Here is a 13,870-nt window from a genome sequence, read left to right as displayed (position 1 = left end):
ATACTATTTTGAAGCAGGTAAAGTAGGGATAGAATTCAATTTTTAAACAAATGAAAAGTTCAATCCTGGTCGAGAACTTTACTCTACCGGGTAGCAAACTTCAGTCAGCCATTTCGTAGAATCCTTCTCCACCATTGGGTCGGTAATATAGCGTTCCCAGGGAGCACCGGTAGATTTCTTGTTGTTCTTTTCCAAAAATTTTCCGGCCGCTTCATGTGCCGCAGGGGTATTCTGATAGGGTCCGTAATGTGAAGCAACTATCATATTCCCGCCTGCATAATTTCCTGCTTTAATGGTGCCATCTTCTTTTCCGGCTTTGTTTACAGGGATGCAAACATCCATTTCCCAATTCGTAGTGGACTCTGTATAGTAAATAGCGAAAGGTGCACCACTTTGCTCTAAACCTTGCTTCTTCATGGCTTCCATAATTTTTCCATAGTTCATCCCGAGTTTCATCCCGATGGTAGCAATACTTGCCGAATCATGAATAAAGAGATACTGCATGGCGGGCATGGTTTTCAGTTCTACCGGAATAGAAGGTGCCGATGCAACGGGAGCTTTGTCTGCCATTTCGCTAATACCAGCAAGGCCTTGATCGAATGCATCTGTCATCATGCTTTTACCTAAAGACCAAAATAGCCTGACAAAGGGATTTGCTCCCAATTCACTATCAAAAGCCCAGGTCACATTAGTGCCATTGCCATCAGGTGCAAATGTAAAATAGCTGGAAGCCGGCTTTTCTCCTTTAAATGCGAGGTCCATTTTAATCAGTTCATTGGGCTTACACTCTGTCAGTGTAATTGTCCCTTCTCCGGTTTTCGGTCCATTCCAGCTATAACTGGCACCTTCACCTGCAGGAACATTGTTATAGGTGATCTTCACTTCCGGGTCCATTTTTTGCCAGGGACTCCATCCTTCCCAATTCTTCAAAGTATTAACCTGATCATAAATATTCTCTACCGGAGCATTCATTGTTAAGCTTCTTTCAACGTGCAATTGTGAAGGCATCATCCAGCCGATGACTGCTGCTACCACTATCAACACAAGCAAGACCAGCAGAATTTTTTTAAGTACATTCATCTTAAATAGGTTTTTTAGGTTTGTAGGATGAAAGTATAACTTTTTCTCAAATCAAATACAAATTGAAAAACATTTAACTATTTTCTGACATATTTCTCCCCCTTCCCCAATTGTAAAAATGTCGCGATAAAAATTTCTTTACTTTCGTTGGATGCAATCAATCACAGTTGTAGGAGGAGGTAGTTGGGCCACAGCCCTGGTGAAAATTCTCAGCAACAATGCGGATACCATTCACTGGTGGCTGAGAAATCCTGAAACAGTAGCCTTTATTAATCAGTATCAGCACAATCCGAATTACCTGAGTGATGTTGAAATTGATTTGAAAAAAGTTATACCTTCTGCCAATTTAGAAGAATGCATTCTCCAATCGGAAATGATACTCCTGGCTATCCCTGCTGCATTTTTAAAAACTGCACTTTCAGGTATTCATCCCTCCATTTTCAAAGATAAAATTGTTTTTTCTGCCATCAAAGGCATCGTGCCGGAGCACAATATGATTGTTGGAGATTACATGCACAAAGTTGTTGATATCCCGTATGAAAAAGTGGGTGTGATCACGGGACCTTGCCATGCAGAAGAGGTGGCGCTCGAGAAACTGAGTTATCTGACGGTGGCTTGCCATGACCATGTTATCTCCCGAAAAATGGCCTCTTTACTAACGTGCAGGTATATACGAACAGTGGAATCAGACGATATTTTCGGCACGGAATACGCCGCGGTTCTCAAGAATGTTATGGCGATCGCCAGTGGAATATGCCATGGTCTGGGTTACGGAGATAATTTTCAGGCGGTATTAATTTCGAATGCCATCCGTGAGATTAAACGCTTTGTGGACGCCATTTATCCCATTCAAAGGGACATCAACGACAGTGCCTATTTGGGAGATTTATTGGTAACTGCCTATTCTCAATTCAGCAGAAACCGAACCTTCGGGTCGATGATTGGAAAGGGTTATTCGGTTAAAAGTGCGCAGTTGGAGATGAATATGATCGCTGAGGGGTATTATGCCGTGGCCTGTATTCATGAAATCAACAAAGAACTGAAGGCTGATCTTCCCATTTGTTCGGCAGTTTACAACATACTTTATGAGAAAATTTCCGCCCGTCTGGAAATGAAGTTACTGACTGAGAAGTTGAGTTAAATTTCAGCCCTCATCCGATAAATTATATTAATAAGTCAACTTTTTCTTTGAATATTCCTATTCATGGACGATTTTGCTCTGATTTCCGCCTTACAAATATCAGGGAAGGGTCCACTAATATCGGTCTAAAGTCGTAGGTGAACTCCCTTCCATCTCCCAAACCGACCAATTTTCGAACTTTTAAAGCCCATATTTTTAGAACTGCCGAAGCTATCTATGGTCAAAGGATACATCTTCAAAAACAGCTTTCATTCCCTAACCCAAAAATAAACTTCATTCACCTAAAAAAATCAGCCGTTTACGTATTATTATTACTATTATAATAACTACATTTACCTGCCGATAGTTATCGGCACACCAAAACAAACACCAAAATTTGCCGGCAGTGTTCTTCCTGGAATATACGGGGTGAATTGCCGACAATAATAATTTACTAACGTTGACGATGCTGAGAAGAAATATATTTTTAGTACTAGCGCTGATTGCTTTTGTTTTTTCTGAAGGGCAATCGCAGGTTTACACCATGAATAATTCGTCTGTGAATACTTGCGGCGGAACTTTTTATGATAATGGTGGAAATGCAGGGAACTATGGCAACAATCAAAATTTGACCATGACCTTTTGTTCGTCGGTGCCCGGTAATTGTGTCCGACTATTGTTCACAAGTTTTGAACTTGAAACAAATTTTGATGAGATGACAATTTATGATGGACCATCTGCCGCTTCTCCCTTAATCGGAGTGTTTACCGGAAATAACAGTCCGGGTTTAATTACAGCGAATAGTGGTTGTCTCACAGTAGTATTTACATCAAATGGAGTGTTCAACGAGCCGGGATGGGCAGCAACTATCTCCTGTGTAAATTGCGCTACAGGAACTTGTGCTACCAATTGCAATGGTGGGCCTCCCCCCGCAAATGATGAATGCACCGGCGCACAAAATTTAGGACTTCTTCCTGTACCAGCCGCTTGTCCGGGGGGAATAGGTGCTTTATCCGTTACGAATACCACCAATCTTTGTGCTACTGCTGCTACTCCTTATTCCTCCTTACTCGGATGTCAACCGGCCGGTAACATGGCTTCCCCTGCTGCAGATGTATGGTACAGGTTTTCGATTACAGGACCGAGTATTAACATTAGTATTTCAGGCGGTATCAACACGCCGAATGTTGGACTATACGAGGGCGCCAGTTGTGCGGGATTGATTCCACGAGGTTGTGCAATTGGTAGTAACGGATCATTAAATACCACATTTGGCGGATTAGCTTCAGGTACTTATTATCTACAGGTAAGTGGAGATAATCTCGCCGATCAATGTGATTTTACCTTAACACTGCAAAACAATTACGATTGTGCCGGTTGCGTCATTCAAAGTACATTGGTAGCAAATCCTCCTCCTGTAAACGGTTCTTATCCTGCAGGACAATCCGTAACATTCTGCTATACGGTTTCCGATTACAACCAAACATCCGCCAACTGGTTTCACGGTGTTGTTCCTACGTTTGGTGCCGGCTGGGACATGAGTACCTTTTCACCGGCAGCGGTAACAGACTGTTCCGGTGATGGCACCTGGAGTTGGTATCCCGGAAACATTACCAGCTCTGCAACCGGAAATGTGACAGGTCCGGGTTTTTACTATGAATCTCCCTTTGGAAATCCATTCGCAGTTGCTGATGGTAATCCGGGAAACAATTTTGGAGATAACAATGGCACCAACAACTGTGACTGGACATTTTGCTGGACCATCAATACGCTGCCTCCAAGTGCTTGCATACAGGGCACCAATTTAAATATCAACATCAATACACTCGGTGATGGAGAAAGTGGTTCATGGGGATCTCTGGCTTGTACACAAGATCCGATCACTAATTTTTTCGCAACGCTTTCCTGCTGTGAAGCACCTACCGTAAATATCACCCAACCGGACTGCCCTAACCAGAACACAGGTAGTGCAACAGCCCAGGGAATGGGTGCAAGTCCATGGGATTATGTCTGGAGTGATGCAGGGGGTGCCATACTTTTAACTCAGAACAATATCTCCGGTTCATCTACTCTCAACAACCTCGCACCCGGAAATTACACTGTAAGTGTCACTGATAATACGGGCTGTACTGCTAATGCTGCCATTAACATCACAACACCGGCACCATTTTCTGCAGTGATGAATACAACAAATCTTACCTGCAACGGAAACAATACCGGAACTGCGACAGTTGTAGTAAACGGTGGTGCACCGGCTTTCTCCTACACATGGTCTCCTTCCGGTAGCGGAAATAATCCAAATAATCTCTCTGCAGGAAATTATACCGTTACGGTGACTGATGCCAATGGATGTACAGCAACAGCCACCGGTGTGATCACTCAACCGGCTGTTCTGAATGCCAGCGTTTCATCAAAAACGGATGTCACCTGCAATGGCGGACAAGATGGTGCGGTAACTGTTACTACCGTTGGGGGCACTCCGGCTTATTCTTATGCCTGGTCCAATGGAGCAGCAGGGAACACCATCAGCGGATTAAGTGCAGGGGCATACACTGTAACGGTTACGGATAGCCGTGGCTGTACCGGTTTTATGACAGTTGCCATTGTTCAACCCACTGCTATTGTTCTTAATTTATCTTCCACCCCCTCCAGTTGTGGAAATGCCAATGGCTCTGCTACGGTGAATGCACTGGGAGGAACTCCTGCTTACAGCTATGCCTGGTCTCCTTCCGGTGGCAGTGCTATGTTAGCAAACGGGCTCACCGCCGGTGGATATAATGTAACGGTTACGGATAGCCGTGGTTGTACTGCTCTGGGAAATGTTGTGGTTACCAATTCAAGCGGTCCTACTGCCAGTATTTCGGGAAGCAGCAATGTTACCTGCTTTGGAGGTGCTGACGGAAATGCTACCGTAAATGTTTCAGGAGGAACTGCTCCTGTAGTATACAACTGGACACCCTCCGGTGGTGCAGGAGTTACTGCGCAAAACCTGACAGCAGGAAATTATACAGTCACCGTCAGTGATGGTTCCGGATGTACATCTTCCGCATCTGTCATCATTACAGAACCCGTTCAACTAACGGCCACTGTAACCGCAAACGTTTCTGCTTCCTGCAGCAATGAAAATGATGGATCTTTAACGGCCCAGGGAAATGGGGGTGTTCCGGCATATAGTTATGCCTGGAGCGGCGGATCAGTGAATGCAACCGACAACAATCTTCTTCCGGGAACATATACCGTTATTGTGACAGATGCAAATGGCTGTACAGCATCAACAAGCGCTACTGTTGCTGCACCTGCTTTACTTCAGGCTTCCATAAGTGCCACAACCCCTGCAGCCTGTAACGGTGGAACAGATGGAAGTGCCACTGCTCAAGCTGTTGGAGGAACACCGGCTTATACTTTTGTTTGGTCAAATGGAACTGCAGGCACACTAGTGTCCGGACTTGCAGCGGGCAACTATACGGTTACTGTTACGGATGGGAATGGATGTACTTCCGTTACCATAGCCAACATTACTGCTCCAACACCCCTGGTTTTAAATATGTCCTCTACAGGAACTACTTGTGGAAGCACGAATGGAACGGCAAGTGTAGCGGTGAGTGGTGGCACCGGACCCTACTCCTATAACTGGAATCCAACAGGGGGAAGTGGAACTACTGCTTCAGGTCTGGGCTCAGGAAACTACTCTGTTGTTGTAACGGATGCCAATGGTTGTGTAGCCATTGGAAATGCCAGCGTGCCCAGTGCAGATGGACCTATCCTTACGCTAAATACCAGTACAATGGTCACCTGTCCGGGTGGCACTAATGGAAGTATTGATATTTCTGTGAATGGTGGTGCACTTCCATATACCTATAACTGGTCGAATGGTGCGGCAGGAACTACTATTACTAATCTCATTGCCGGTATTTATACACTCACAGTTACCGATGATAACAATTGCTCTGCTGCTCTATCTGTAAATATCACAGCACCTGCCGCTTTCGGATTTAACATGACTCCGGTTACCGCTCATTGCGGACAAGCGAACGGCAGTTTATCCGTACTCGTAAATGGAGGTTCTCCGGGGTATTCTTATGTCTGGTCAAATGGTGCAAGTGTCACGAATCAACTGAGTGCAATTACAGCCGGAACTTATACAGTTACTGTAACAGATGCAAATGGCTGTACGGCCGAAAGTCAGGGGATTGTTCCTGATGTCGCTGCGCCGGTTTTAAGTATCAATACACTCCTGGATGCCACCTGTCCTGGTCTTGCTGACGGAAGAATTCGCGTCAACATCGCCGGAGGTACAGGACCCTATGCCTACCTTTGGTCAAATGGAGTGGTTGGAAATTTTAACAATAATATCTCCTCCGGAACATATACCGTTACTGTGACTGATGCTTTCGGCTGTACAGCAACGTTACAAGCTACTGTCAATGAACCGGCACCCCTGGCACTGGTTACCAACAGCACTTCAGCGACCTGTGGTTCCAGCAATGGAAGTGCAGGTGTCGTTGTAAATGGTGGAACTCCGGGTTATCAATATGCGTGGATTCCTTCCGGAGGTACAGGTGCCAATGCAGCAGCTCTTCCGGCAGGAGCCTATACCGTAGTGGTTACAGATAACAACGGTTGTTCAGAGCAAGCCAACGTGACTGTTCCCAGCTCAAATGGGCCTTCTGTTGCTGTTCTCATCTCCACCGACGTTAGTTGCTTCGGAGGTAATGATGGAGATCTTACCATTGCCGTCAATGGCGGTGCAGCACCTTATAGCTATGTGTGGTCATCCGGTGGTAGTGGCATTTCAGGCGCTAACCTAAGTGCCGGTAATTACACGGTCACCGTTACTGATGCGAATAACTGTACATCCACCGTAGTGGCTGTCATCAATGAGCCGACTGCCCTGACCCTCATCGGAAATGACTACACTGCTCACTGCGGACAGTCAGACGGAAGTGCTGAAGTTCTTGTAAATGGCGGTGTACCTGTTTACTCTTATTCCTGGTCAACAGGCACCTCCACAAATAATACAATTTCGGCTATGCCTGCCGGTAGTTATACGGTGACGGTAACCGATGACAATGGCTGTACAGCTCAAACTTCTATCAACATTCCGGATGAAACAGGCCCAACATTAAATGTAGCTTCGCTGAACGATGTAAGTTGTAACGGAGGCGCGGATGGAAGCATTGGTGTTGCTACCGTAAATGGCAATGCACCGTTTTCTTATCTCTGGTCCAATGGAACCGCAGCGGCTGTAAATCCCATTTTATCTGCCGGGACTTATACTGTAACGGTTACTGATAATTTCGGATGCACCTCTACGTTACAGGCAACAGTAGCAGAACCAGCCGCCATCCTGCTTGCTTTTAACAACACTACTTCTACCTGTGGAAATGCCAACGGCACATCGACGGTAACCCCTGCCGGTGGAACTGCTCCATATTCTTATTTGTGGAGTTACAGTGTTTCGGAAAGTACAATTATCAATAGTGCCGGAGGACCTGTTCTTGCTGCGGGACCATTTACGGACGTCAGTTGCGCAGGAGGATCGGACGGAACAGCTGCTGTCATTGTTTCTTCCGGAAATGGGCCTTTCACTTTTGACTGGCTTCCCTACGGAGGTATAACGGCAAATGCTACAGGGCTCACACCGGGAAATTACAAAGTCAGTGTTACAGATATCAACGGTTGCAGTACCACTTTAAATTTTGATATCGAAGAGCCGGATCCATTAGTAGTTAATAATCTTACTACGCCTGCTTCCTGTAACGGAGGCAATAACGGAACTGCAGACATCGATGCGCAGGGAGGAACTTTACCTTACAGCTACGACTGGTCTCCCGGAGGAATATTAACAGCAAACAGAATTAATCTTCAGGCCGGCAATTATGATGTAACGGTCACTGATAGTAAAGGATGTACAGAAATTACTACTGCAATTGTTTCGGAACCATCTGCAGTAGCAGGAACACTTACACCGACTGACGCCACCTGTTTCGGGGGAACAAACGGAAGTGCTGACATTGTCGCGAACGGTGGTACTGCACCCTATACCTTTCTCTGGAATGATGGCTCCACAGGTACACAACTTTCAAATATCATCGCAGGAACTTATACAGTCACCATTAGCGACAACAACGGTTGCACACAGGAAGAAACTGTAAGTGTGGGAGAAGCAACAGCGATCAATCTGGTTGTAAATGCCACCGATGCCAGTTGCGGTAATGCTAACGGCAGTGCACAGGTGAACGGAAACGGCGGGACCGGAGCACTCACCTATCAATGGTCAACCGGAACCCCCGGAACAAGTATTATTAACCTTTCTTCAGGTGCTTATACAGTTATAGCTACCGATGCCAATGGCTGCACTGCCTCCGGTACTACTGCTGTAGCGGATATGGGCGGCCCTACGATCAGTCTTTTAAATTCCTCAGATGCATTGTGTTTTGGCTCAGCCGATGGAAATGCAGAAGTCACCGTGAATAGTGGCAACGGTCCTTATACTTATCAATGGTTGCCCTCCGGTGGAAATGCCAGCGCCGCTAACGGACTTACTGCCGGTGCTTACTCGGTGGATGTCACTGATATCAATGGTTGTCTTTCCACACTGAACGTAACAATTAACGAACCCGCTTCCATTGTACTGCAACTTTCTTCTACACAAGCCATTTGCGGTAATGCCAATGGTTCTGCTACTGTTCTTGCCAATGGGGGATCAGGTGCTTATTCGTATTCCTGGTCGAATGGAGATTTGACGGCCACTGCAAATGCTCTGGCAGCAGGAAATTATGATGTTACGGTGACGGATGCCAATGGATGCTCAACAAGTGCATCGGTAAGCGTTACACAACCCTCTTCCCTTGCTGTGGTAAATGCTTCAACGGATGTAACTTGTTTCAACGGAAGCGATGGTAGTGCTTCCGTGAATGTAAATGGTGGAAATGCCCCCTATTCTTACCTCTGGAGTAACGGAGATATCACCTCTCAATTAAATAATATTCCCGCAGGAGCTTATACGGTAACTGTAAGTGATGCAAACGGATGTTCTTTCATCGATGTGATAAATGTAAATGAAGCTCCGGCAATAAATTTGGTCATAAATACTGTAGATGCGACTTGCGGTGGAGCTAACGGCAGCGTACAGGTGAATGGAAATGGAGGAACAGGAGCACTCAGTTATCTCTGGGACAGTGGACAAAGTTCTACCTCGCTGAACGGACTTGCCGCAGGATCCTACACCGTGACAGCTACTGATGCCAGCGGTTGTTCTCAAACCGGTATTGCCAATATTTCTAACCTTGGTGGTCCGCAGGCGACACTGCAAAACAATACAGATGTAAGCTGTGCAGGCGGTAACGACGGAAGTGCAGAGATTATCGTCAACTCCGGTAGTGGTCCTTTTACCTATCAATGGCAACCTGCAGGTGGCAATGCTCTTCAGGCAAATAGTTTAAGTGCGGGCAATTATACAGTGGTTGTAACCGATGTCAATGGCTGTATCGGTAATGTAAACATCATCATCAATGAACCCGTTGCTTTAGCTCTTCAAACAAACAGCACACAAGCTACATGTGGCAATGCCAATGGTTCAGCTACCGTTATTGCTAATGGAGGAACAGGTGCCTATCAGTATGTCTGGTCCAATGGAGATATTACTGCTACCGCCAATGCCCTGGCAGCAGGTAATTATGATGTAACTGTGACGGATGCCAATGGATGCACTTCCAATGCAACCGCGAGTGTGACACAACCTTCATCGCTTGCGGTAGTAAATGCATCAACCGACGCTACCTGTTTTAACGGCAATGATGGCAGTGCTTCTGTAAATGTGAATGGAGGAAGTGCTCCCTACACCTACCTCTGGAGCAATGGAGATGTCAATTCGCAAATAAATAATATTCCCGCCGGAGCATATACTGTCACCGTCACTGATTTGAGCGGCTGTTCATTCATCGACGTGGTAAATGTGAATCAGGCAGCGGCAATCAATCTTCTTATAAACACTACTGATGCTACCTGTGGTGCAGCTAACGGTAGCGTACAGCTGAACGGTAACGGTGGAACGGGAGTGCTAAGTTATCTCTGGAGCAGCGGACAGACTTCCACTTCATTGAACGCTCTTGCCGCGGGCGCCTATACAGTAACCGCTACCGACGGAAACGGATGTACTTCCACCGGCATCGCTAATATTTCTAATCTTGGTGGTCCGCAAGCCACAGTACAAAACAATACTGATGTCAGCTGTGCAGGTGGTAATGACGGAAGTGCTGAGATTATCGTCAATTCCGGCAATGGTCCCTTTACTTATCAATGGCAACCTGCCGGTGGAACAAGTACTCAGGCAAATGGTTTAATTGCCGGCAACTATACGGTGATCGTCACTGATAACAATGGCTGTGTGGGGAATGTCAATATCATCATTAACGAACCTGTTGCTTTAGCCATTCAACTCAACAGTACACTTGCCACTTGTGGTAATGCCAATGGCACGTTAACTGCAATTGTTAACGGTGGAACAGGAGCTTATCAATATAACTGGTCGAATGGTAGTAGTGGAAGCAATGCTATTAATTCACTTAATGCCGGAAATTATTCTGTTACAGTCACCGATGCGAATAACTGTACTGCTGTAGCTACACTTGCAGTTTCCAATGCAGGCGGACCTTTGCTTGCGGTAAATAATGTAACACCGGCTTCCTGCTTCGGATTTGCGGATGGAAGCGCAAGCATTGCAGTGAACAGCGGAATCGGACCTTTTACTTACAGCTGGAGTCCACAAGGAGGCAATGGAGCAAACGCTGTCGGACTCAGTGCCGGAAATTATTTTGTTGCCGTCACTGATGCGAATGGTTGTACCGGACAACAGGCTATTATCATTCAGGAGCCTGCTGCGCTAAATCTGCAAAGCATTACTACACCTACACAGTGTAATGCTTCTAACGGTAGCGTACAGGTGCAAGTGAGTGGTGGAACCGGAAACTACAGCTATGACTGGAGCACAGGAGCCAACACTGATCTTGTGAACGGTCTTACTTTTGGCAATTATACGGTTACTGTCACGGATAATAATGGCTGCACCTCCAGCAGCACCCTCACCGTTTCCGGCTTACCCGGTCCAACGATTGATAATGTAGCCATTACTGATGCACTCTGTTTCGGAGAAGCTAACGGGAGCGCACAGGTGCAGTATTCCAGCGGAAGTGCTCCATATACGTTGAGCTGGTCCAACGGAAGTACCGGTGGAAGCACCAGCGGACTTGCAGCAGGAGCCTATACAGTAACTGTAACGGACAATTTCGGTTGTTCAGACGCAAAACCTTTCAATGTTCAGGAACCTTCCGCCCTCAGTTTAACTGCAACACCCGTTAACATGGTATCCTGTTTTGGAGGTAGTGACGGAAATGCTGAAGCTCTTGCCAATGGAGGCACTTCTCCTTACGGCTACTCCTGGTCAAATGGAACTACTTCTGCGGTTGCTGGCAATCTCGCTGCGGGTACGTATTCTGTCATCATCACCGATCAACATGGCTGTACCGAAATAAAAAATACGGTCATCACTGAGCCTGCTTTGCTTACAACAACACAACAAACTTTAACGATGGTGAGTTGTCATGGCGAATCAAATGGTACGGCTTCATTTTCTGCTGCCGGTGGAACCGCTCCGTATACTTACAGCTGGTCGAATGGCGCAGTAACAGCAAACACTTCCGGACTCAGCGCCGGCACCTACAACCTTACTGTCACCGATGACAAAGGATGCGTTACCACGTCATCGGTTCTCATCACTGAACCTGATGCTATCCTCTTTAATACTCCATCCATCACCAATGTAAGTTGTTTTAATGGTAATAACGGCCAGCTTTCAGTAAGTAATTCAGGAGGGCTGGCACCTTATGCTTACCAATGGTCAACAGGAAGTACCAATGCGGTGCTTAACAATTTGGCGGCAGGTGCGTACACAGTTACAGTGACTGATGCGAATTCCTGTACTGAAACAAGAACGATGAGTGTTTTGCAGCCGGATGCGATCAGTATTCAATCTGCCATCAACACCATTCCCTGCTTCGGGATGAACAATGCCGCTATCACTGTTAACACATCAGGAGGTGTGGCACCCTATAGTTATGTCTGGAACAACGGGGCAAATACAAATGCGATCTCCTCACTTTCTCCGGGTACGTACTCCATCACCATAACGGATGCGAACAATTGTGTCTTCGATACCACTTACACTGTAACTCAACCAAGCGCATTGCAAGCCGCAGTGGCCAATCCGGATACTATCTGCATCGGACAAGCTGCAGTACTGAATGCTGTTGTTAATGGAGGTACTCCATCCTACAGCTACCAATGGAGCAATAGTAATTCAACCAATTCCATTCAGGTCAATCCTGCTGTTACATCCTCTTACGCACTCACCATTACCGATGCCAACGGATGTAATCTCAGTGTAAATAATATCAACGTAGCCGTTTATTCTGCTTTATCCGTTTATCTCGTTGTTTCCGATGATAGCCTATGCGAGGGGGAAAGCACTCTTCTTAGTGCCATTGCAGGTGGAGGTAACGGTGGTCCCTATACGTATACCTGGAACACCAATTCGGGAAATGTTAGTGGTTTTACCGGAACACCTGATAGCAGTTATCTCTATACAGTAAGCATCAGCGATGCCTGCACGGTACTCGAACCAGTGGCACAGCAATATGTCGTGGTACATCCATTACCAATAGTGAGTTTTACTCCTCTGACTGCAGAAGGATGTAATCCCGTAACAGTTTCTTTCGTTTCAACCAGTCAGACGACGCCGGGTGCTACTTACATTTGGGACTTTGGTGATAACAGTGATGGTAACGGAAGTGCCATTGCCCACACCTATACAACAGACGGTTCCTTTGCTGTGAGTCTGGAGGTTACTGACCAACACGGCTGTGTTAATGCGCTGACACAAACGAACCTTGTTACTGTCTTCCCCTTACCGGTAGCATTTTATACCAGCGATCCGCAAGAGGTAAGTATACTTCATCCCATCGTTCAGTTTATCAACGGAAGCACCGGAGCGGCTACATCTCACTGGGATTTTGGAGATGGAACGAATGCGACATTCGATTGGTCGCCTGAACATATTTTTGGAGATACCGGTCGTTACAAAGTAGAACTTATCGCGATCAGCAACGATGGTTGTGTAGATACCTTCTATAATGAAATCATTGTAAAAGGAGAAACCACTTTCTACATTCCCAATGCCTTTACTCCCAATAATGATGGCAACAATGAAACATTTACCGGCTATGGCATCGGCATTATCCGTGCGGATTTCTTCATCTTTGACCGCTGGGGAAAACTCGTTTATCAGTCAAATACTTTAGAAAAGGGCTGGAATGGCACCTATCAAAATAGCGGCGATGAGTGTCCCGAAGGCACCTATGTGTATTTGTTCAAGGTATTCAACGGACAGCCGGCACCGTTAGAGTTTTCGGGCAAGGTGACGTTGGTGAGATAGACATAAATTATTCATTCGATAATTTTACAAAACCGGCACGTGGAAATAGTGCAGTTGAGGTTATGCTACTATTCTGTATGGCATCCGAACATTTCGCTAGTTCTTTAGCATATTTACTCCCCATGGAATGTAACCTGAGCACATCAATAGGGCACCGGTAGCACTAATTAATTCTATAT

At 46.1% G+C, this 13,870-nt stretch carries 3 protein-coding genes; 2 read left to right on the top strand and 1 reads right to left on the bottom strand.

From position 1 onward, the window contains the following. Window positions 1–78 precede the first annotated feature (78 nt). Complete coding sequence (locus IPJ86_15580; protein MBK7888643.1) at window positions 79–1,080, bottom strand: SRPBCC family protein; 1,002 nt, start codon at window positions 1,078–1,080, stop codon at window positions 79–81. A 151-nt stretch (window positions 1,081–1,231) separates the two neighbouring features. On the opposite strand from IPJ86_15580, the gene IPJ86_15575 reads away from it, so the two are divergent. Together IPJ86_15575 and IPJ86_15570 are read left to right on the top strand one after the other, a co-directional pair. Continuing rightward, on the top strand, window positions 1,232–2,221 hold the full coding sequence (locus tag IPJ86_15575) for an NAD(P)H-dependent glycerol-3-phosphate dehydrogenase (protein ID MBK7888642.1): 990 nt from the start codon (window positions 1,232–1,234) through the stop codon (window positions 2,219–2,221). Between the two features lie 523 nt (window positions 2,222–2,744). Beyond that, window positions 2,745–13,691: a gliding motility-associated C-terminal domain-containing protein gene (locus IPJ86_15570; protein MBK7888641.1), complete on the top strand. Its 10,947-nt coding sequence runs from the start codon at window positions 2,745–2,747 to the stop codon at window positions 13,689–13,691. Window positions 13,692–13,870 lie beyond the last annotated feature (179 nt).

It is taken from the genome of Bacteroidota bacterium (assembly GCA_016713925.1).
GTDB lineage: Bacteria > Bacteroidota > Bacteroidia > AKYH767-A > OLB10 > JAJTFW01.
This window is presented reverse-complemented; position numbering and strand designations above follow the sequence as displayed.

Bases quoted from the DNA above. Each gene is read 5' to 3' on its own strand.
- IPJ86_15580 (MBK7888643.1), bottom strand. From the start codon at position 1,080: ATGAATGTACTTAAAAAAATTCTGCTGGTCTTGCTTGTGTTGATAGTG.
- IPJ86_15575 (MBK7888642.1), top strand. From the start codon at position 1,232: ATGCAATCAATCACAGTTGTAGGAGGAGGTAGTTGGGCCACAGCCCTG.
- IPJ86_15570 (MBK7888641.1), top strand. From the start codon at position 2,745: ATGAATAATTCGTCTGTGAATACTTGCGGCGGAACTTTTTATGATAAT.